Origin of the sequence: Modestobacter sp. VKM Ac-2986, from assembly GCF_026967795.1 — a bacterium.
Lineage (GTDB): Bacteria > Actinomycetota > Actinomycetes > Mycobacteriales > Geodermatophilaceae > Modestobacter.
In genome coordinates, this window is sequence record NZ_JAPVBH010000001.1 from 540,939 (window position 1) to 561,760 (window position 20,822).

Genomic DNA, 20,822 nt, shown 5'->3' on the forward strand with positions numbered 1-20,822 from the left:
GCTCACGGCACGAGGTGTCGGCGGCTCCCGCCAGGTGGCGGGGCCGCCGGCACCTCCCGCACAGGATCGAGCCCTCATGCGGTACCTGCTCACGCGGCTGGCCTACGCCCTCCCCATGTTGTTCGGGGTGTCGTCCCTGGCCTTCCTGCTGCTCAACCTGCTCCCCAACGACATCGCCCAGATCAAGGCCGGCGAGGACGCCACGCCGCAGCGGATCGCCGAGATCCGGGCCGGCCTCGGGCTCGACCGGCCGGTGCTGGAGCGCTACTGGGACTGGCTCAGCTCCGTGCTCCGCGGTGACCTGGGCGAGTCCTGGCACAACGGGCAGCAGGTGGTCGACGGCATCCTCGCCACGGCGCCGGTGACCCTGTCCATGGTCGTGCTGTCCCTGCTGCTGTCGCTCCTGGTGGGGGTGCCGATCGGGGTCGTGGCCGCAGTCCGCGGAGGAGTGCTGGACCGTGTCCTGGTCAGTTCGGCGGTCGTCGCACTTGCCGTGCCGAACTTCTGGCTCGCGCTGCTCATGGTGTACGTCTTCGCACTCAGCCTCGGCATCGTCCCCGCGACCGGCTACGTGCCCCTGGACGTCGACCCCGGGCAGTGGGTGCTCCACCTGGTGCTGCCGGTCATCGCCGTCGCGTCGGTGGCGGTCTCCGCGATCGCCCGGCAGACGCGCTCGGCGATGCTGGAGAACCTCGACCGGGACTACGTGCGCACGCTGCGGGCCACCGGCATCGGCGAGTGGTCGGTCGTCTACAAGCACGCGCTCAAGAACGCCGGCGTCCCGATCCTCACGACGCTGGGCATCCAGTTCGTCAACCTCTCCGGCGGCTCGATCATCGTCGAACAGGTCTTCGCCGTCCCCGGCCTGGGCCAGTACACGATGACCGCGCTCGCCCGCAACGACGTCCCGGTCGTGCTCGGCGTGCTCGTCGTGACCGCGATCGCCGTCGTCCTCATCAACCTCGTGGTCGACCTGTTGAACTCGGCCGTCAACCCGAAGGTGCGCGCATGAGCATCGAGCTCGCCACCGAGACCGCCGGGGGACCCGGCGACACCTCGCCCGTGCCGGTCCGCCACCGCTCGCACGCGGTCGCGCGGCTGCTCCGCCGGCCAGGGGCGGTGCTGTGCCTGAGCTGGGTCGTCCTGGTCTTCGTCGCCAGCTGCGTCTTCCGGCTCCTCGACCTCGGTCGGCCGCTGGAGCAGAAGCTCATCGACTCGTACCAGTCGCCCAGCGGTGACCACCTGTTGGGCACGGACATGCTCGGTCGCGACGTGCTCGCCCGGCTGCTCTACGGCGGCTGGGAGACCCTGGCCGGGGCGGCCGTCGCGGTGGCCATCGCCATCGTGCTGGGCACGGTGCTCGGCCTGGCCGCGGGCTACGTCGGCCGGGCGGTCGACACGGTCGTCAACTGGCTGCAGGACATCCTGATCACCCTGCCGACCATCCTCGTGCTGCTCGCGGTGGCCACCGTGCTGGGCAACAACGTCTGGGCCGCCATGATCGTGCTGGGCGTGCTGATGTCAGCGACGTTCATCCGGCTGGTGCGCGCCTCGACCCTCGCCGTGCGGGAGGAGCTCTACGTCGACGCGGCGAAGGTCGCCGGCCTGTCGACCGCCCGCATCCTCGCGCGGCACGTGCTGCCCAACGCCATGGCACCGGTGCTCATCCAGGGCTCCGCTGCCCTGGGCGCGGCCCTCGTCGTCCAGGCGGGGCTCGGCTTCCTCGGCCTCGGTGCGCCACCGCCGGTCCCCAGCTGGGGCGGGATGATCGCCGAGGCCGCCAACGCCATGAGCATCCAGCCATGGCTGCTCGTCCCGTCCGGCGGGATGATCATCCTCACGGTCCTGGCACTCAACCTGCTGGGCGACTACCTGCGCGACGAGCTGTACGCCTCCCGGACGACGTCCCCCGAGCACGCCCGCCGGCGTCCGGCTCGGGGCCCCCAGCAGGCTCCGGTGGGGGTCCCCGAGGCCGGGCCCGACGCGCTGGTCGCGGTCCGCGACCTGACGGTGTCCTTCCCGGTCGGCGACCGGCTCGTGCCCGTCGTCAGCGGGATCTCGTTCACCGTGCGTCGCGGCGAGGTCGTCGGGCTGGTGGGGGAGTCCGGCTGCGGCAAGACGATGACCGGCCTGTCGCTCATCGGGCTCGTCCCCGAGCCGGGCGTCGTCACCGGCCGGATGCAGGTGGCCGGGCACGCGGTGGACGCCGGCCCGCGCTCGTTCCGTGGCCTGCGCGGCACCAGGATCGCGCTCATCTCCCAGGAGCCCATGGTCGCCCTCGACCCGTCGTTCACGGTGGGCAGCCTGCTCACCGAGGCGCTGCGGTCGCACGGCCGCAACCGGGCCGACGCCCGCACCCGGGCCCGGGAACTCCTGGAGCTGGTGGGCATCCCGCGGATCGAGGACGTGCTGCGGTCCTATCCGCACCAGCTGTCGGGGGGCATGGCGCAACGCGTCGCGATCGCGCTGGCCATCAGCGGTGACCCGGAGCTGCTCATCGCCGACGAACCGACCACGGCGCTGGACGTCACGGTCCAGGCCGAGATCCTCGACCTGCTGCGTGACCTGCAGCAGCGGCTCGGCATGGGCCTGCTCCTCATCACCCACGACCTCGGGGTCGTGGCCGACATCTGCACGCGGGTGATCGTCATGTACGCCGGTGAGATCGTCGAGGAGGCGCCGGTCGGCCAGCTGTTCGACCAGCCGCGGATGCCCTACACCCGGGCGCTGATGGCCTCGACGCCCGTGCTGGACGTGGTGCAGGAGCTGCACGGGATCCCGGGCACGGTGCCGTTGCCGGCGGCCTGGCCCGACCACTGCCGGTTCGCCGCCCGGTGCGACCTCGTCGTCGATCGTTGCCGCAGCGGGCCGGTGCCCCTCGAACCGGTGGCTGTCGGCCACGAGGTCCGGTGCGTCCGGTCCGCCGAGCTCGCGCTGACACCGGCCACCGTGTCGCTCGAGACGCCGGCCGTGCGCCGCCAGCCGGTGGGTGGTCGGTGATGGCCCACCAGGCGGTCGAGGGTCTCCCGGGCACCGACCGGGCGGGCGCCCCCGCGGCGCTCCTGCAGATCGAGGACCTCGCGGTCGACTACCGGCTGCGCGGCCGGCGGACCTTCCGTGCCATCGACGGGGTGAGCGTGTCGGTGCAGCCCGGGGAGACGGTCGGGCTCGTCGGCGAGTCCGGCTCCGGCAAGTCGACCATCGGACGGGCGGTGCTCGGGCTGGCCAAGACGGCTGCCGGCTCGATCGAGTTCCAGGGCCACGAGATCAGCGGGCTGTCCCGTCGACGCCGGGCCGCCCTCGCCGGTGACCTGCAGGTCGTCTTCCAGGACCCGTACAGCTCGCTGAACCCGGCCCTGACCATCGGGCAGATCCTGCGCGAGCCCCTGCAGGTGCGCAGGAAGCTCTCCGCCCGGGAGGCCCAGGCGGTGGTGGTCGACCTGCTGACGCGCGTCGCGCTCCCGGCGGACGCGGCCGACCGCTACCCGGGTTCCTTCTCGGGTGGTCAGCGGCAGCGGATCGCCATCGCCCGGGCCCTGTCGGTGGGCGCCCGGCTCATCGTGTGCGACGAGAGCGTCAGTGCCCTGGACGTCTCCACCCAGGCGCAGGTCCTCGCCCTCCTGCAGCGGTTGCAGGCCGAGCTCGGGGTCGCGTACCTGTTCATCTCCCACGACATCGCGGTGGTGCAGCACCTGTCCGACCGGGTGGTGGTGCTCTACCGGGGCCGGGTCATGGAGCAGGGACCGGCGGACCGGGTGTGCTCCACCCCGCTGCACCCCTACACCCGGCTGCTCCTGGACGCCGCTCCGGTCCCGCACCCGGAGCTGCAGCGGCGCAAGCGGGAGGCGCGGCTGGCCACGGCGGCCGCCGTGCCGACCGCGGTCGCCGCAGCCGGCGCGACCGGGTCGGTACCGGTCACCGCGGACGCTTGCCCCTTCGCCGCGCGGTGCCCGTTCGCCGAACAGGTCTGCACCCAGCGGCGGCCGGCCCTGACCGGCATGGCGGGTGTGCAGGTCCAGTGCCATCTGTACGACGAGACCTCCGGGCACACGCGTGCCGGGACGGTCGACCCGGCCATCGGCATCCGATGACGGGGACGGAGCCGGTCGCCACCGTGTCGACCGGATCGACGGAGGGAGAACAGACGATGCGCATCGAGCCGGAGGCCTCACTGCTGGAGGCGATGACACCCGAGTGGACCGGTGAGCGCTTCGCCAACGGGCGGCCCCGGGTGGGCGACGACCTGCTCGACCGGCTCCGCGGGATCACCGTCGAGCAGGCCTGGAAGCCGCTCAAGCACGCCGGGTACCACCACCAGTTCGTCGGTGGCTGGCAGGAGACCAACCCGGGCAAGGCCTTCGTCGGCCGGGCGGTCACCGCACAGTTCCTGCCCTACCGGCCCGACTTCGACGCCGTGGTGCTGGACGCCGGTCGGCGTGAGCAGCGATCGGGTGGCGCGGTCGTCAAGCAGAACTGGTGGGTCGTGGAGAGCCTCGAGCACGGCGACGTCATGGTCGTGGACATGTTCGGCAAGATCGAGCACGGCACCTTCATCGGTGACAACCTGGCGACCGCGGTCGCCACTCGGACCGGGACCGGTGCCGTCATCCAGGGCGGCATCCGGGACGCCCAGGGCATCGCCGAGATGTCCTCGATCAACATCCTCCACCAGGGGTCGCACCCCACCGGGATCGGTGACGTCACGATCGCGGGCCTCAACACCCCGATCCGCCTCGGCGGCGTGACCGTGCTCCCCGGGGACGTCGTGCTCGCCACCCCCGCCGGGGTCAGCATCATCCCCCCGCACCTCGCCGAGGCGGTCGCCGTCCACAGCGAGGACACCCAGCAGCGCGACGTCTTCGGCAAGTCCCGTCTGGCCGAGCGGGTCTACACCAGCGCCGACATCGACGTCCCGGAGTGGGGCCCGGAGGTCCAGGCGGACTTCGAGCAGTGGTGCCTCGCCCGCCAGTGACCCTTCCTGCCCCGAAGCCGCCCACGATCCAGACGAGGACACAGTGACCACCGAGACCGGATTCGAGAACCGCATCAACACCCGCAGTCGGTCCAGCGACCTGCGGATCACCGACCTGCGGGTCGCCAAGCTCGAGGGTGTGCCCATGCGGCACACGATCATCCGCATCGACACCAACCAGGGGATCAGCGGCTGGGGGGAGGCCCGCGACCAGTCCAGCGTCAACTACGTGCTCATGCTCAAGAGCCGCCTGCTCGGGGAGAACCCGTGCAACATCGAGAAGGTCTTCCGCAAGATCCGGCAGTTCGGGGGCCCCGGTCGCCAGGGCGGGGGCGTCTCCGGCGTCGAGATGGCCCTGCTCGACCTGGCGGGCAAGGCCTACGACGTCCCGGCCTGGCTCCTGGCGGGAGGCAAGTACCGCGACCGGATCCTGGTGTACGCCGACACCGAGGAGCAGCGCGACCCGGAGGCGATGGGCGCCAAGTTGCTGGCGCGTGAGCAGCAGGGCTTCAAGATGCTCAAGATGGACATCGGGCTGTCCATGCTCTGGGACGTGCCGGGTGCGGTCATCGCGCCGCCCCGCGAACGCACGCGCCGACCGAAGGACCTGCCGTTCACGATGCACCCCTTCACCGGGACGCACATCACCAAGATCGGCGTCGACCACATCGCCGACTACGTGCGCCGGGTGCGTGACGTCGTCGGCTACGAACTCCCCATCGCCGCCGACCACTTCGGCTACATGGACGTCGACTCCTGCATCCGGCTCGCCCGGGCGCTCGAGCCCTACGCACTGGAGTGGCTGGAGGACCTCATCCCCTGGCAGTTCACCCAGCAGTGGCGCCAGTTGACCGAGTCCATCGCCACGCCGACCTGCACCGGCGAGGACATCTACCTCGCCGAGGGCTTCAAGCCCCTCCTCGACGCCCAGGCGATCCGCATCGCCCACCCCGACCCCGCATCGGCCGGCGGCATCATGGAGACCAAGCGCATCGGGGACCTGGCCCAGCCGTACGGGATCCCGATGGCCCTGCACCTGGCGGCGACACCGATCGCCACCATGGCCAGCGTGGCGATCGGCGCGTCGACGGAGAACTTCCTCGCGCTGGAGTTCCACGCCGCCGACGTCGGCGACTGGGCCAGCCTGGTGACCGGCCTGCCGGAGACGATCATCGAGGACGGCTACATCACGGTGCCCGACGGCCCCGGCCTCGGTTTCGAGGGCATCAACGAGGAGGCGTTCCGCGCCCGGCTCGACGCCAGCGATCCGCTCTTCTTCTCCGAGACCGCGCACTGGGACTCGGAGTGGAGCTACGACCGGCCGTGGGGATGAGCTGACCCGCTCGGCCCCGCGGCGGCGCTCATCGCCGGCCGGGGCCGAGCGCTCGGCATGAGCTCCGTGGAGCGGGTGACGAGAATCGAACTCGCACTGTCAGCTTGGGAAGCAGCGTGTTCATCCTGCGGCTCGTCTGTGTCCTTGCTGGTCAGCAACGAGACAGGGCCCCGGACCTAGTCGTCCGGGGCCCTGTGTGTCACTTGTGTGTCACTGCGCCCGGGTGCCGATCGGGGTCACCGTGCCGCTGGTGGTCGCCGTCAGCAGCATCGCGGAGATCTTCGCGGCCAGCGCGGTGTCCCGGTCGGCGGTGGAGCGCTGGTAGCGCAGCGCAGCGTCCGGGGAGCTGTGCCCCAGTCGGATCATCAGCTCCTTGAGCGTGCCGCCCGCCAGCCCAGCCATCGTGGCTGCGGTGGCCCGGGTGTCGTGGAAGGTCACGCCGGTGATGCCAGCGGCGGCGAGCGCCGGGCCCCAGACCTTCTTGTGCCAGTTGCCGTTGTTGAGCGCGCCGCCCTTGGGGCCGGTGAACACCAACGCGTCCGGCTCCGGGCCGACGTAGGTGTTCAGGTGCTCGACCAGCACCGGCATGACATGCGGCGGTACAGCCACCTCCCGGTGCGATGCCCGGGACTTGGTCCTGCCGACCACCCTGCCCTCCCCGGGCACCTGCGCGGCGGCCTGGTGGACGAGGACGCGACCGTGCAGCAGGTCGACGTGGCGGCGCTGGAGCGCGCCCAGCTCGCCGAACCGCAGCCCGACGTGGGCGCCGATCACGGCGACGGCCCGCCAGCGGGGCTCCATCGCGGCCAGGATGCGCGCCAGGTCCGGCAGTGAGATCGGCGGGCGCTCCCGGCGGGGCTCCTCCCCGGCGCCACGGATCACGCACGGGTTGACCTTGACCAGGTCGTCCTCGACGGCGGTGGCGAGCGCGGCTCGGAGCAGCCGGTAGCACTTGGCGGCGGTGGACCGGCCGGGTCCATCCTGCCCGGTCATCGCCTCGTGCCACCGGCGCACGCGCTCCTTGGTGAGGTGGCGCAGCTCGACGTGCCCTAGCGCCGGGCCGATGTGCTTGCTGAGCTGGTGGCAGTACAGGGCGGCGGTCCGAGGGGCCAGCGGCTCGCCACGGACCGTGCGGTGGGTGATCCACGACGCCAGGTAGGCGTCCAGGCGGACGGCCCCGGCCCGGGGGTCCACGTAGTCGCCACGGGACAGGTCGGCCTGGGCCCGCGCCAGGGCCTGGACAGCCTGGGTCTTGGTGGCGAAGGTGCGAGACCGGACCTTGCCATCGTTGTCCCGGTAGCGGATGCGCCACCGGCCCGACGGGAGCTGCTCGATCGAGCCGAAATCGCGGCGCTTGTTGGTCTTGCTGGTCATCGCGGTGTCCCTGGAGTTGAGGAAGCTGACAGTGCCTCTACGCACTCCGGAGCACCGGCGACAACCTGCGTGTGGCCGGAGAAGGTTGAACCTGCGTGCGCTGCTGCGCTAGGGGCTCACTGTCAGACCGCCGCCCGGCCCACCGACGGTGTCCACCGGCTCCCCGGATCGCGGCATACCAGCCGGCCCCGCATCTCGATCAAGCGCAGGACCCCCACCGGCCCGGCCGAGGTCCTGAGCTACTCCTGATACTCCGGGTCGATCCACGGCCGGACGGCCAGGGCTACGGCCTCGTACATCCGGCTCAGCTCGGTGAAGTTGAGGTCTCGGCCTTTGTGGTCGCGGAAGACCACGGTGAGGGGCCAGTTCAGCTTGACCAAGAACTCGTCAGGCGCGGGACCCACGAACCGGAAGCGGGTGAACTCGTCGCCTCGGGCTAGCAGCGCACTCCGAGCAGGCGTCCAGATAATCTGCACTTGCGTGCTTGTGGGGAGGACCGATAGCACCTCCTGGTCGGCATCGGGGGCGGTGTAGGGGATGGCGGCGTGGAGCATCTGGTGCTTGTCGGCGTTGTTCACCCGCCCCACCAGCGCGAGCGGGTGCTGAGTGGGGTCGTCGGCGTGGAACGGCTGGACATCGTGAATCAGGTCGAGGTCTTCCCGCGTCACACCGGCCAGTGGCCCTTCTGCTGGCCACAGGTCTGTCACCGAGGCCGTCCACTCGTTGATGTGGGTGGTCAGCGGGAACTTGTGGTGGCTCTTCGGGGTGCCGCCGTTGCGCACGACCAGCGCGGTCACGAGGTTGTCCAGCGCGCTCCGTGCGTTGTGGGCGAACTCGCCGAGCGTGAGGCTCATCGCGGGATGTGGCTCGGCTGTTGGTTCGTAGATCGAGGAGAACGAGCCGTCGGCGTTGGCCTCGGGGCGAGCCTCGGTCGGCGAGCTGAGCACCCGGTCGATCTCCTCCGTCAGACCCTCGGACAGCACGCGGGCCCGGTAGACCTTGAGGGCTACGCCGAGGAGGACCTCGGCTGGGTCGATCTTGTGAGTCGCCACGTACCGACCATCACGGCCACCCGGGCACGAGTGCTGGAGGCTCGCCGGTCGGCGACTACGTGGCGGCTCAGGCCCTGCGTGCGGCGGTCTCGTCGTCCAGGGCTGCCGAGGTTGAGCTACCCCTGTAGCTCTCGGGGCGATTCGCGCTCGGACTCCATCTCACGCGTCCTACTCGCGGCCTCCCGGGCTGCACGAGCTTGCGCGAACAGGTCGGCGCTGGCGATCTCGTTCTCCCTGCGCGTCCGGTCTTCGTCTTCCCCATGGGTCACCTGCGCCAGGGCGCCCAGCAGCCACACAAGCCGAACCGCTCCGTGGCCGGTCAGCAGGAAGGCGAACATCCCGATCCACAGCGACGGCTCTGGTTGACCGCCCAACGCGAGACCGGCGCAGCCGACCGCGAGGAAGGCGCCTGCGAACGCCACCGCGATGACCGAGATCCAGTTGGCATGCAGCCGCCGCCCGCCCGACTGCCGAAGCCGCCGGAGCCGGGTGCTGTCCCCGAGCCCAAAGATGATCACCACGCCAGAGAAGCCTCCGACCATCGCGGCCAGCGCGGCGACGCCAAGATGGAGGGTCATGACGTGGTCCGGGTCCGCGACGGAGTCGATGAGCCACGGGACGTTGACGTGGTGCCACTTCCAGGTGGCCAGCCAGTAGGCGACCACTGCCAGTCCGAGACCGGTGTTGACGACGGTCGGGAAGTCCTGCGCGAATCCCTTGAGCTGACGGATCTTCTGGGTGACGCGCGAGGGTTCGTTCGTGTTCTCCTCGCTCACGGTCACCTCCTCAGTGTTCTCCACGGAACTGCTTGATGGCGTCCTGCATACCCTTCAGCACCGACTGTTCGGTGGGGCTCTGACCCTCCGGCACGTCGAACTTCGCGGTGTAGGTGAGGCGGTCGTTGATCAGCTGGTGGATCTCGGTCTTGATCTTGTCGTCCCGCTGAACCTCCAGGTTCACCTCGGCGCTCTCAGCCCACCCGCCCGTCCAGATCTCACGGGCCGCCTCCAGCAGCTCGACCCGGCTGGGCTGGCTCCCGCTCGCGTGGCCGAAGCTCCACGTCATCTCCACCGACAGGTCGCTCGGTGTCACTTGAGAGGAGGCGCGCACCGCACGCATGAGGCGACCAGGCAGGTTCTCCGGCAGATCCCGGCCCGGCGCGACCCGCACCTGCACCCGGGTTGCGCCGGTGGAGTTGGCGAGCTTGTCGGTCATCTTCTTGTCGAACAGAGGCGCGAGGGTGAGCGTGTTGTCCGTGGGGAAGAAGCCCAGCGCCATGTTGAGCCAGTACTCGATCGCCTGGATCCGGGTCCCCCCGGTCACGGGGCTCATCACCGCGACGTAGTTGGTCGTCCCGAAGGGGAGGACCAGGGTCGGCTCGGAGATCAGGTCCCCGACCTGCGCGGGCTGGAGCGGGCCGAGGATGCCCGACCCGGGCCGGAAGCCGTCGGGGTGATCGGCGGCCGGGCGGAGCCGCCCGACGTAGATGTAGGGCGTCGCCGGGGACACCGGATCACGGTTCTCGCCGTAGTACCGGACGCCCCGGTAGGTGTGGTTCCGGTCAGCCTCGGCCAGGTCGTTGATGTCCTTCCGGGCCTCCTTCCAGAACTCGCCGGAGATGGTCTGGCGCTGGCCCTGCTGGTTCCGGATGAGCGGCTCGTAGAAGCGGACCATCTTGCTGACCTGTGACACGTTGCTCCCCGCTTGACGGTGACGACCCGGCGCAGTCTCCCCGGCGGTTGACGAACGTCAACGTCACCGTGCGCCCATCTGGAACCGGATCGTTACCTAGCGTTCGGATGCTGTCATCTCGGGACGAGATGATGCCTAGGGCGACGTCCTCCTGCCCGCAGGAAGCCCGCCCGTAGCCTCGTGCCCTCGGCCGCCACGTGACTCCTGCCGGCGCCGATCCAACGACGAGGAGAGCGCGTGGCCGGGCTGAACGCTGAGTGGGCACTGGGGGAGCTGCGCCAGTTCCTATGGCTGTCCGAGTTCAACAACCCGAACAACAGCACGGTGATCTCTGGCCGCCGCTCCAACCTCAACAGTCACGAGATGATCGCCGAGCAGGCTCAAGTAGTTGAGCTGATCTTCGCCCAGGTCCTTCCTCGTTGGCGCGAGGACGTGCCCTCCGACCGCAACAAGACGGTCAACCGGTGGACGCAGCATCGTGAGGCAGCGAGCCGTGCCCTAGCCGCGATACAGCGCCAGGAGGAGATCCGGGCCAACCTCGGTGACGATGCGCCAGACCTCTCCGCTGCCAGCATGCACGCGTGGGTCTGGGACGGGGCGCGGTCGCTCTGGAGCACCGGGCACTACCGCGACGCCGTCGGCGCAGCGGCCCGGCGGGTCAACGCCGAGGTGCAGAACAAGGTGGGGCGGCGGGACCTCTCTGAGGCCAAGCTCTTCCAGTCGGTGTTCTCGCCCAACCCGGGCAGCGCCACCGAGCCCCGGCTCCGGATCATCCCGGACGACGGCGGGGCCACCTACAAGAACGTCCACCGGGGTGCGCTGATGATCGCGGACGGCTGGTTCGCTGCGGTGCGGAACCCGGTGGCCCACGACGTAGGCGAACTGGGTGAGAACGAAGCCCTGGAGCAACTCGCTGCCCTCAGCATGCTGGCGCGGTGGGCGGACTCCGCCACGATTGAGCGCTGAGGACCGGCGCCCGTCCAGCGGGGCGCTACGTGACGGCTCGGGGCCTACGCGGTGGCCTGATCGAGCACGCGGTAGATCGTGGCGCGGCTGGCGCCGACGGCCTTGCTGATCTCCGAGATCGTCACGCCGCTGTTGCGCATGAGCTGGGCGGTCTTGACCTGCTCAGGGCTGAGAGCCCGGGGGCGGCCGGTGTGCTGACCCGGTCTTGGCGGCCTTTGTGGTGTTCCGAGTGGAGGGCATGGGACTGCTACGCGGTTCTCGGGTTCTCAGACAACCTGAGTGGTCCGGAGTGCCATCGGGGGCGCGACGCCGCTCGGTGACCGTGTCGCCAGCATGTCCTTGCCGTGTCACAACGGGGGATCACTCCAGATCACTCAAGGGCCCTGGAGACCACTCTGGCCCGGCAGCCGGATGTCCGGTCTGACCAGGCCAGTTGGGGTTGCTGCGCCGGTAGGGCGCTTGGAGCGGGTGACGAGAATCGAACTCGCACTGTCAGCTTGGGAAGCTGATGTTCTACCATTGAACTACACCCGCGTCGGGCTCTCGCCCGTGACGAACAGCCTAGCAAGCCGCTGCTCGTGCCCGGGAGGTCCCTCCTCCGCCCGCCCCGTCGGCGGGTCGGGTGGCCGCGCTCAGCCCCGCATCTCGGCGAGGAAGCCGGTCATCTCCGTGCGCAGCTGCTCGGCCATCCGGGACAGGCCGGTGGTGTCGCCCGCCGGGCCGAGGGACGCCGAGCCGTCGACGGCCGCGGCGATCCCGTCGACCAGGCCGTTCATCTCGTCGACCGTCGTCCCGACGGTGCTCATGCCGGCGGCGACGTGGTCGCAGGCGGTGCGCATCGACTCGACCTGGGCGGTGATCCGGTCGGTGGCCCGGGCGGTCTCGTCGGCGAGGTCCTTGACCTCGGAGGCGACGACGGCGAAGCCCTTGCCCGCCTCGCCGGCGCGGGCGGCCTCGATGGTCGCGTTGAGCGCCAGCAGCCGGGTCTGCGCGGCGACCGAGTCGATCATCGCCACGATGCCCTTGATCTCCGCCGAGGAGCGGGTCAGCGAGTCGATCGTGCCGCGGGCGGCCTGCACCTCGGTGCGCGCCGCGTCGGCGGCCTGGGTCAGGCCGGCGGCCGAGGCGGACAGCTCGGTCGAGGCGGTGGCGACCTGCTCGCTCATGCCCATCACGGCCGTCTCGAACTCGTCGGCCAGCCGCAGTCGCGCGTCCTGGGCCTCGGCGACCCGGTCGGCCGAGGAGTGCATGGCGGAGCGGGCGGCGTTGATGACCTCCGCTCCGCGGCGGTAGGCCCCCGACAGCCCGGTGAGCAGCAGCCGGCGGTGGAACCGGCCCTCCGCGGCCGACGTCAGCGCTGCGCCGGCCTCGCGGACGAAGGCGTCGGAGACGTCGAGCACGTGGTTGACGCTGTCGTGCAGCGAGGCCAGCTCGGGGACGTCGCAGGACCCGGGGACCGGGCGGCTGCGCGCCTCCAGGTCGCCGGCCGCGGCCCGCTCGCACGCGGCCGTCAGCTGCCGCACGAAGGCCCGGTAGACCTCCAGCTCCTCGGCCGGGGAGCGCCCACCGGTGACGCGGCGACGCATGCTCACTGCTCCTCCCCGCCGATGACCGACCACACGAACTCCTCGTAGCCGGCGGCGCGGGAGGCGACCAGCTCCGCCAGCAGCCGGCTCGAGGCCTCGACCGCGGCGCGGCCGTTGGGGTGGCGGCGCTCCTCGGCGACCAGCTGGGCGTAGAGCGGCTTGACCGCCGCGACCGCCCGGGGCGAGGGGCTGCGCCGGTTGGAGTGATAGCCGACGACCGTCCCGTCGGGGCCGGAGGACGGCGTCACGTGCGCGAGCACCCAGTAGTTCGCACCGTCGGCGGCCAGGTTGTCGATGTAGGCGAAGATCTCCTGCCCGGCGCCGAGGGTGTCCCAGAGCAGCTTGAACACCGCCCTGGGCATCTCCGGGTGCCGGATCAGGTTGTGCGGCTGGCCGACCACCTCGTCCAGGTCGTAGCCGCTGACCCGCAGGAAGACGTCGTTGGCGTAGGTGATCACCCCACGCAGGTCGGTCTTGGAGACGATCAGCTCGTCGGCTGCGAACCTCCGCTCGACCCCGCTGGGCCGGACGGCCTGCCGCCTCGGTCGGGTGTCCCCGGGCGCTGGTGCCGTTGCCACCACGTCGCCCCCTCCTGTCTCGTCGCTGTTCCGGCACGGCAGTTCTCGGCAGGCGCCGGACGGGACGGGAAGGGAGCCCGGGACGGCGGTCCCTAGACTCCGCGCCATGCTGCTGTCCGACCGCGACATCCGGGCCGCGCTGGCCGACGGCCGGCTCGGCATCGAGCCCTACGAGCCGGCGATGGTGCAGCCCTCGAGCATCGACGTCCGGCTGGACCGCTACTTCCGGGTGTTCAACAACGCCCGGTACACCCACATCGACCCGGCACTCCAGCAGGACGACCTGACCACCGCGGTCGAGCCCGCCGGCGACGAGCCCTTCGTGCTGCACCCCGGCGAGTTCGTGCTGGGCTCCACGCTCGAGGTCGTGCACGTCCCCGACGACCTGGCGGCCCGGCTGGAGGGCAAGTCCTCCCTCGGCCGGCTCGGGCTGCTCACCCACTCCACGGCCGGCTTCGTCGACCCCGGGTTCTCCGGCCACATCACCCTGGAGCTGTCCAACGTGGCGAACCTGCCGATCACGTTGTGGCCGGGGATGAAGATCGGCCAGCTGTGCCTGTTCCAGCTCAGCTCGCCCGCCGAGCACCCCTACGGCTCGGCCGTCTACGGCTCCCGCTACCAGGACCAGCGTGGCCCGACGCCGTCCCGCTCGTACCGCAACTTCACCCGCGCCGAGACCCGCCGGGCCGACCCGCCGTCCTGACGTACGGGTACCGGGGGATGAACTGTCGTGCACGGCCGGATGACGGGCGCCTCAGCGGGTAGAGCGCTTCCCATGGACCCCCGGGACACCGCTGTGCTCCTCCCACCGCCGCCGGCCACCGACCCGGGACACGGGTTCTTCGACTGCGCCGAGGAGTCGGCGCACTACGCGTTCTCGGTGCAGCTGCTGCTCACCCAGTACGCCTCACTGGTGCCCTGGCAGGCCGAGGGCGTGGCCGAGCTGGGCAGCGGCGACGCCCGGGCGATCGCCCACGTGGTGCGGGCGGTGCCCGGCCTGCGCGTGCACGGCACCGACATCAGCCCGACCTCGGTGGAGAAGGCCCGGCAGACCATCGCCGGGCTGGGCGTGAGCGACCGCTACGGCGTCGAGCTCGGCGACTTCTTCACCTGGGCCGACTCCCCGGCCGGCCGCGACGTCTCCACCGTCATCGCCAACCCGCCCTACATCCCTGCCCCGGACGGCGACATCCGGATGCCGGAGCTGTGGGGTGGCTGGTACGGCAACGACCTGGTGCTGCGGTTGCTCAAGGCCGGCTTCGACCACCTGCTGGTCGCCCTGCCCAGCTACTCCGACCCCGCGGCCACGCTGGCCACCGCCGCCGACCTCGGCTACCAGGTGGCCAACTTCCTGGCCATGGGGCTGGAGTTCGGCGCCTACAGCCGTGAGCCCAAGGTCGCCCGGCACATCGCCGCGATCACCGCCGACGGCCACGGCTGGGCCGGCGCGGACTCCTACGTCGTCGCCGTCGCCCTGCTCACCCGGTCACCCGAGCTCCCCCGCGACCGGGCGACCGAGCTTCTCCGCGCCCTGCAGCTGTCGGTCTAGACGGAGCCCCCCGGGAGGGGGCCGGTCAGGAGCGCGGCTGGACGACGGGGGCGTCGAGGCCGGCGACCTCGGCCACCGGGTCCGCCGGCCCGCGGCCGGCGGTCAGGCCGGGCACCTCGTCGTCGACGTAGCGCTCCCGGCAGATGCTCCAGCCGGTGACCAGCAACAGGGCCACGCCCACGTAGACCAGCACGAACATGCCGGTGTACCCGCCGGTGAGGCCGCGCAGCAGGCCGACCAGCAGCGGGCCCACCCCGGCCAGGGCGTACCCCCAGCCCTGGGCGACGGTCGACAGCGCGCTCACCGACTCCGGGGTGCGCCCGCGCAGGCCGAACAGCGCCAGGATCATCGCGAAGGTGCCCATCCCCAGGCCGAGCAGGCAGACCCACAGCCAGGTGAGGGTCAGCGGGGCGAGCAGCAGCCCGGTCCAGCCGGCCAGGTAGCAGGCGATGAAGCCCAGCAGCATCGGCCGCTGCCAGTGCTGGCGCACCGCGCCCAGCGGCACGACGGCGTTGAGAGGGATGACGACCAGGGCGTTGAGGCCGACCAGGAACCCGGCCGCGTGCGCCGACATGCCCTGGTCGCGCAGGTACTGCGCCGTCCAGCCGACGATCACGTAGGCCTGCATCGCCTGCAACCCGAAGAAGGCCGCCATCAGCCAGGCCAGCCGGCTGTGGGTCAGCGACCGCAGCCGGACGGCGACGTGCGTGCCGCGCGAGGCGCCCGGCCGCACCGGGACGGCGAGCCACGGCAACGCCGCGATCAGCGCGAACACCGCCCAGATGCCCAGTCCCCAGCGCCAGCCGTCGATGCCGGCGGCCTCGGCGATCGGCGCGGTGGAGACGCTGGCGACCGCGCCGCCGATGGCCAGCGCGGTGCTGTAGGCGCCCACCAGCAGCCCGGTCCGGTCGGGGAACCAGCGCTTGACCAAGCCGGGCAGCAGCACGTTGCCCAGCGCCCCGCCGACCATCGTGGCCACGGTGCCCAGCAGGAAGACCACCACGTTGGGCACGGAGACCCGGGCGAGCAGGCCCAGGGTCATGACCAGCAGCGCCGCGGCCAGCACGTGCCCGTCCCGGAAGCGGGCGGCCAGCGGCGGGCCGGCGAAGCCGATCAGCGCGAAGCAGATCAGCGGCATGCTGGTGATCAGCCCGGCCAGCCCGGAGGAGATGCCCAGTCCGCGCTCGATCTCCTCGAGCACCGGGCCGACGCTGTTGACCGCCGTCCGCAGGTTGAAGCCGGTCAGCACGATCGCCGTCCCGACCAGGAGCAGGCCCCGCCGCGAGGAGGCGGTCGGCGGTGCGGCAGCGCGGCTGGTCACGTCCGGTCATCCTGCTCCGGGCACGGCCGGCTGCCCACCGCGGGTCCCGCCGGTGCCCCGTGGGCCTAGCGGGTGCCGATCACCGTGAGCGTCACGGCGGTGGCCGGGGTGGTCGTGCCGTCCTCGGCCAGCCGCAGCAGCGCCAGCTCGTGCGGCCCGTCGCCGGCCGGGGTGGCCAGCACCAGCGTGGGGCTCAGGCACTGCTGCAATCGCAGCGCCGGTCCGGCGGCGGTCTCGGTGTAGGTCACGGTGTTCCCGGCGTCGCCGCGCACCGGGGCGCCGTCCAGGGTCACCACGTAGGCGGTCTCCCCGGGCCCGGTGAGCCGGAAGCGCAGCGGGGTCCCGGCGACGACCTGGCTGGTCTCGACCGCGATCCGCGGGGTCGTGCAGTCGGCAGTGATCGGCACGTCGCCCGGCCCACGGGTGTTGGCCAGGGCCAGCACCGCGAAGACGACCACCGCCACGGCCAGCCAGGTCCAGTTGCGGCCCCGGCGGATCGTCGGCCGGTCGTCGGCCAGGGTCCGCTCGTCGTTGACGTCGCGGGCGTAGTGCATCCGGGTGCTGCGGTCGGCGGCGGCGCGCTCGGCGTCCCCGCGGCGGCGGGCCCCGCCGGGGGAGGTCATCGGTGCCCGCCCGACGTGCGGCGGGCCTGCGGGCGGGCGGTCATGTGCTCCAGTGTCGCTCCCGCTGTCCGGGCCCCGACACGCCGCAGCTCCTCGCCCGTCCGCACTAGTGTGCATGGTGCACTACCGCGGACGCCGCCACCCGGTGACGTCGGGTGGAGGAGGTGGCGGTGGACGCGAGTCAGCTGCTCAAGGGCGTGCTGGACGTCGCGGTGCTCGCCGTGGTGCGCCAGGCCGACGGCTACGGCTACGACGTGGTCCGCCGGCTGCGCACCGCGGGCCTGGAGGGGGTGGGCGACGCGTCGGTCTACGGGACGCTGCGCCGGCTGTACCAGGCGGGGGCGCTGACGTCCTACGTCGTGCCCAGCGACGAGGGACCGCACCGCAAGTACTACGCGATCAACGACAGGGGGCGTTCGGTGCTGGAGGACTCGGGCAAGACGTGGAGGACGTTCGTCGACGCCGTCGACGGCCTGCTCGACGGGGCGCCGGCGTGACCGCGCCGATCGCCCCCGGGACGCAGGAGGCCCGGGACTACCTGGCCGACGTCGAGCACGAGCTCGCCGACCTGCCCGCCGACGAGCGGGCCGCGCTCCTGGAGGACCTCGAGCAGCACCTGGCGGCCCTGGCCGAGGAGGGTGACGACTGTCCCCTCGTCATCCGGCTCGGCTCCCCGGCCGCCTATGCCGAGGAGCTCCGCGCCGCCGCCGGCCTCCCGGCGCAGGGCGGCGCCCGCCCGGCGCCGCGCCGGGACGAGCTGCGGCGGCTGCTCGCCCAGGTCGAGGCCCACCCGCTGACCGGTGAGGTCCGCCGGCTGTGGGCCGAGCTGCGGCCGGCGTGGTGGGTGCTGCGGGGCTACCTGCTCATCGCCCTGCCCAGCGCACTGGCCGGCCAGTGGGACTTCCCGGTGCCCGCGGCGCTGGGCAGTCACGTGCTCGGCCTGCTGCTGGTGGTGGGCGCGATCGCCGGCTCGGTCGTCCTCGGGCGCCGGCAGCTCACGCCGTCGGCCACCCGGCTGCTGACCGTCGGCGGCGCGGTGCTCGCGCTGCTGTCCTTCCTGGTGGCCGTGGGCGGGACGCAGTCGTCGACCTACGTCGACTACGCCACCCCGGTGGTCTACGACCAGGCCGTCGGCGACTTCCCGCTCGTGTCGCGGTACGGGCCGGTCACCGACGTGCTGCCCTACGCCGCGGACGGGACCCCGCTGCAGGGCGTGCTGCTCTACGACCAGGACGGGCGCCCGCTGCAGGTCGGCGTCCAGGAGTGGTGGGCCGACGGGTGCAGCCGGGTGCTGCGCCAGCCGCTGGCGGCCGACGGCGTCCCCGTGCCGCACGCGTTCCCGCAGACCTACGTGCTGGACCCGACCGGTGGCGGCCTGGAGGACCCGGCGCTGTGCGACCTGGTCACCGACCGGCCCGAGGTGTCGCTGCCGGTCTTCCCGTCGGCGGCGGCCACCGGGACCCCGGCCGTCCCGACGTCCGCCGTCCCGACGTCCGCCGTCCCGACGTCCGCCGTCCCGGCTCCTGCGCCGACCTCGGCCCTCCCGACGGGCGCCGTCCCGACCCCGGCGCCGGCCCCTGCGACACCGACCGGGGCAGCCGGCAACTGACCCCGGCTCCGTCCACCGCCACCGCACGTCCCCGAGCCGGGGACGTGCGGTGGTGTGCGTGTGGAGGAGGTGGACGGGGGCGGGAACACCGGCGAGGGGTCTGCCGTTAGGCTGGGCAGGAAAGTTGAGCGGACCCGGCGCATGGCTCTGGTGAGCGCGCGGTGGTCCCTCGACTCCTCGACCAGCACCACCCACTCACGACCACAGGAGAGGCCTTCCATGGCACGCGCAGTCGGAATCGACCTCGGCACCACGAACTCGGTCGTCGCGGTCCTCGAGGGCGGCGAGCCCACCGTCATCGCCAACGCCGAGGGTGCGCGCACCACCCCCTCGGTCGTGGCGTTCGCCCGCAACGGCGAGGTCCTCGTCGGCCAGTCGGCCAAGAACCAGGCGGTCACGAACGTCGACCGCACGATCCGCAGCGTCAAGCGCGAGATCGGCACCAGCTGGAAGACCGGCGACATCGACGGCAAGCAGTACACCCCGCAGGAGATCAGCGCGCGGATCCTGCAGAAGCTCAAGCGGGACGCCGAGACCTACCTGGGCGAGCCGGTCACCGAGGCCGTCATCACCGTCCCGGCCTACTTCGAGGACGCCCAGCGCCAGGCCACCAAGGAGGCCGGTGAGATCGCCGGCCTCAACGTCCTGCGCGTCGTCAACGAGCCCACCGCGGCCGCGCTGGCCTACGGCCTGGACAAGGGCGAGACCGAGCAGACCATCCTCGTCTTCGACCTCGGCGGTGGCACGTTCGACGTGTCCCTGCTGGAGATCGGTGACGGCGTCATCGAGGTCAAGTCCACCGCCGGTGACAACAAGCTCGGTGGCGACGACTGGGACGAGCGGATCGTCAAGCACCTGGTGCAGTCCTTCAACGCCACCAGCGGCGTCGACCTGTCCAAGGACAAGCTGGCCATGCAGCGCCTCCGCGAGGCCGCCGAGAAGGCCAAGATCGAGCTGTCCGGCGCGCAGTCGACCAACGTCAACCTGCCCTACATCACCGCCGGGGCCGACGGCCCGATGTTCCTGGACATCACCATCACCCGCGCGGAGTTCCAGCGGCTGACCCAGGACCTGCTCGACCGCACCAAGGCCCCGTTCAACCAGGCCATCCGCGACGCCGGCATCAAGGTCGGCGACATCGACCACGTCGTCCTCGTCGGTGGCTCGACCCGCATGCCGGCCGTGTCGGACCTGGTCCGCGAGCTCACCGGCGGCAAGGAGCCCAACAAGGGCGTCAACCCCGACGAGGTCGTGGCCGTGGGTGCGGCGCTGCAGGCCGGTGTCCTCCGCGGTGAGGTCAAGGACGTCCTGCTCCTCGACGTCACCCCGCTGTCCCTGGGCATCGAGACCAAGGGCGGGATCATGACCAAGCTCATCGAGCGCAACACCACGATCCCGACCAAGCGCTCGGAGATCTTCACGACGGCCGATGACAACCAGCCCTCCGTGCAGATCCAGGTCTTCCAGGGCGAGCGCGAGATGGCCTCCTACAACAAGAAGCTCGGCATGTTCGAGCTGACCGGTCTGCCCCCGGCACCCCGCGGCGTCCCGCAGATCGAGGTGGCCTTCGACATCGACGCCAACGGCATCGTGCACGTCCACGCCAAGGACCTGGGCACCGGCAAGGAGCAGTCGATGACCATCACCGGCGGCTCGGCCCTGCCCAAGGACGACATCGCGCGGATGATGGCCGACGCCGAGGCGCACGCCGAGGAGGACAAGAAGCGTCGCGACGACGCCGAGACCCGCAACCTCGCCGAGTCGCTGCAGTACCAGACGGAGAAGTTCCTCGCGGAGAACGGCGACAAGATCCCCGAGGACAAGAAGACCGAGCTGGGCGAGGCCCTCGGTGAGCTGCGCGGGGCCCTCGGTGGCTCCGACATCGCCGCCATCAAGGCCGCCCAGGAGAAGGTCGCCCGGGTCTCGCAGGAGGTCGGCGGTGCGCTCTACGCGCAGGCTCAGGCCGACGGCGCGTCCGGTCCCGCGGGTGAGGCCGGGTTCGGTGGCGCCACCGGCGCGACCGCGTCCGACTCCGCCGCCGGCTCCGACGACGACGTCGTCGACGCCGAGATCGTGGACGACGAGTCCGACAAGCGCTGACCCCAGCGGTCCACCCCGCTGCCACCGGCCCGGCCCCCGGGCCGGTGGCAGCCGGGGAGACCACGAG

19 protein-coding genes, 1 tRNA gene and 1 pseudogene are annotated in these 20,822 nt (G+C 71.7%); 11 read left to right on the plus strand and 10 right to left on the minus strand.

Features of this window, described 5'->3' with window-relative positions; translation table 11 throughout:
- Positions 1-76: 76 nt before the first annotated feature.
- The 5 genes from O2W14_RS02595 to O2W14_RS02615 are packed head-to-tail and all read left to right on the plus strand — an operon-like array spanning position 77 to position 6,305.
- Complete coding sequence (locus O2W14_RS02595) at positions 77-1,012, plus strand: ABC transporter permease (protein ID WP_269174533.1); 936 nt, start codon at positions 77-79, stop codon at positions 1,010-1,012.
- Positions 1,009-3,000, plus strand: a complete 1,992-nt coding sequence (locus O2W14_RS02600) for a dipeptide/oligopeptide/nickel ABC transporter permease/ATP-binding protein (RefSeq protein WP_269174534.1) — start codon at positions 1,009-1,011, stop codon at positions 2,998-3,000. The genes O2W14_RS02595 and O2W14_RS02600 overlap by 4 nt, the downstream gene beginning before the upstream one ends.
- Positions 3,000-4,091, plus strand: coding sequence for an oligopeptide/dipeptide ABC transporter ATP-binding protein (locus O2W14_RS02605; RefSeq protein ID WP_269174535.1), 1,092 nt, complete (start codon positions 3,000-3,002; stop codon positions 4,089-4,091). The genes O2W14_RS02600 and O2W14_RS02605 overlap by 1 nt, the downstream gene beginning before the upstream one ends.
- 56 nt (positions 4,092-4,147) lie before the next feature.
- Complete coding sequence (locus O2W14_RS02610) at positions 4,148-4,972, plus strand: RraA family protein (RefSeq protein WP_269174536.1); 825 nt, start codon at positions 4,148-4,150, stop codon at positions 4,970-4,972.
- A gap of 43 nt (positions 4,973-5,015) precedes the next feature.
- Complete coding sequence (locus O2W14_RS02615; RefSeq protein ID WP_269174537.1) at positions 5,016-6,305, plus strand: mandelate racemase/muconate lactonizing enzyme family protein; 1,290 nt, start codon at positions 5,016-5,018, stop codon at positions 6,303-6,305.
- 210 nt (positions 6,306-6,515) lie between these two features.
- Here O2W14_RS02615 and O2W14_RS02620 read toward each other — a convergent pair whose 3' ends face one another.
- From O2W14_RS02620 to O2W14_RS02635, 4 genes are all read right to left on the minus strand, one after another.
- On the minus strand, positions 6,516-7,679 hold the full coding sequence (locus tag O2W14_RS02620) for a site-specific integrase (RefSeq protein ID WP_269174538.1): 1,164 nt from the start codon (positions 7,677-7,679) through the stop codon (positions 6,516-6,518).
- 239 nt (positions 7,680-7,918) lie between these two features.
- The gene (locus O2W14_RS02625) at positions 7,919-8,731 is read right to left on the minus strand and encodes a hypothetical protein (RefSeq protein WP_269174539.1); all 813 of its coding nucleotides are present in this window, start codon (positions 8,729-8,731) and stop codon (positions 7,919-7,921) included.
- Positions 8,732-8,847: 116 nt separating this feature from the next.
- Positions 8,848-9,507: a hypothetical protein gene (locus O2W14_RS02630; RefSeq protein WP_269174540.1), complete on the minus strand. Its 660-nt coding sequence runs from the start codon at positions 9,505-9,507 to the stop codon at positions 8,848-8,850.
- 10 nt (positions 9,508-9,517) lie between these two features.
- Entirely contained in the window at positions 9,518-10,405 is an 888-nt protein-coding gene (locus O2W14_RS02635) for a hypothetical protein (protein WP_269174541.1), read from the minus strand.
- Between the two features lie 255 nt (positions 10,406-10,660).
- On the opposite strand from O2W14_RS02635, the gene O2W14_RS02640 reads away from it, so the two are divergent.
- On the plus strand, positions 10,661-11,389 hold the full coding sequence (locus O2W14_RS02640) for a TIGR02391 family protein (RefSeq protein WP_269174542.1): 729 nt from the start codon (positions 10,661-10,663) through the stop codon (positions 11,387-11,389).
- A 44-nt stretch (positions 11,390-11,433) separates the two neighbouring features.
- Here O2W14_RS02640 and O2W14_RS02645 read toward each other — a convergent pair.
- The 4 genes and pseudogenes from O2W14_RS02645 to O2W14_RS02660 all read right to left on the minus strand — a co-directional run.
- A pseudogene (locus O2W14_RS02645) lies at positions 11,434-11,565 on the minus strand (helix-turn-helix domain-containing protein); the annotation flags it as partial.
- A gap of 284 nt (positions 11,566-11,849) precedes the next feature.
- A tRNA-Gly gene (locus tag O2W14_RS02650) sits at positions 11,850-11,923 on the minus strand.
- Positions 11,924-12,021: 98 nt separating this feature from the next.
- Positions 12,022-12,975: a methyl-accepting chemotaxis protein gene (locus tag O2W14_RS02655; protein ID WP_269174543.1), complete on the minus strand. Its 954-nt coding sequence runs from the start codon at positions 12,973-12,975 to the stop codon at positions 12,022-12,024.
- A gap of 2 nt (positions 12,976-12,977) precedes the next feature.
- Positions 12,978-13,553, minus strand: coding sequence for a PAS domain-containing protein (locus O2W14_RS02660; protein WP_269174544.1), 576 nt, complete (start codon positions 13,551-13,553; stop codon positions 12,978-12,980).
- A 106-nt stretch (positions 13,554-13,659) separates the two neighbouring features.
- On the opposite strand from O2W14_RS02660, the gene dcd reads away from it, so the two are divergent.
- Together dcd and O2W14_RS02670 are read left to right on the plus strand one after the other, a co-directional pair.
- Positions 13,660-14,256: a dCTP deaminase gene (gene dcd, locus O2W14_RS02665; RefSeq protein ID WP_269174545.1), complete on the plus strand. Its 597-nt coding sequence runs from the start codon at positions 13,660-13,662 to the stop codon at positions 14,254-14,256.
- A 72-nt stretch (positions 14,257-14,328) separates the two neighbouring features.
- The gene (locus O2W14_RS02670; protein WP_269174546.1) at positions 14,329-15,102 is read left to right on the plus strand and encodes a methylase; all 774 of its coding nucleotides are present in this window, start codon (positions 14,329-14,331) and stop codon (positions 15,100-15,102) included.
- A 25-nt stretch (positions 15,103-15,127) separates the two neighbouring features.
- On the opposite strand, the gene O2W14_RS02675 is transcribed toward O2W14_RS02670, so the two are convergent.
- Positions 15,128-16,423, minus strand: coding sequence for a CynX/NimT family MFS transporter (locus tag O2W14_RS02675; protein ID WP_269174547.1), 1,296 nt, complete (start codon positions 16,421-16,423; stop codon positions 15,128-15,130).
- Between the two features lie 65 nt (positions 16,424-16,488).
- Complete coding sequence (locus tag O2W14_RS02680) at positions 16,489-17,046, minus strand: hypothetical protein (protein ID WP_269174548.1); 558 nt, start codon at positions 17,044-17,046, stop codon at positions 16,489-16,491.
- Positions 17,047-17,216: 170 nt separating this feature from the next.
- On the opposite strand from O2W14_RS02680, the gene O2W14_RS02685 reads away from it, so the two are divergent.
- The 3 genes from O2W14_RS02685 (at position 17,217) to dnaK (ending at position 20,755) form a co-directional block, all read left to right on the plus strand.
- A complete protein-coding gene (locus O2W14_RS02685) occupies positions 17,217-17,543 on the plus strand; it encodes a PadR family transcriptional regulator (RefSeq protein WP_163609909.1) in 327 nt (108 codons plus the stop codon).
- Positions 17,540-18,655: a DUF1700 domain-containing protein gene (locus tag O2W14_RS02690; RefSeq protein WP_269174549.1), complete on the plus strand. Its 1,116-nt coding sequence runs from the start codon at positions 17,540-17,542 to the stop codon at positions 18,653-18,655. Before O2W14_RS02685 ends, O2W14_RS02690 begins: the two co-directional genes overlap by 4 nt.
- Before the next feature lie 219 nt (positions 18,656-18,874).
- On the plus strand, positions 18,875-20,755 hold the full coding sequence (gene dnaK / locus O2W14_RS02695) for a molecular chaperone DnaK (protein ID WP_269174550.1): 1,881 nt from the start codon (positions 18,875-18,877) through the stop codon (positions 20,753-20,755).
- The last annotated feature ends 67 nt before the right edge of the window (positions 20,756-20,822 follow it).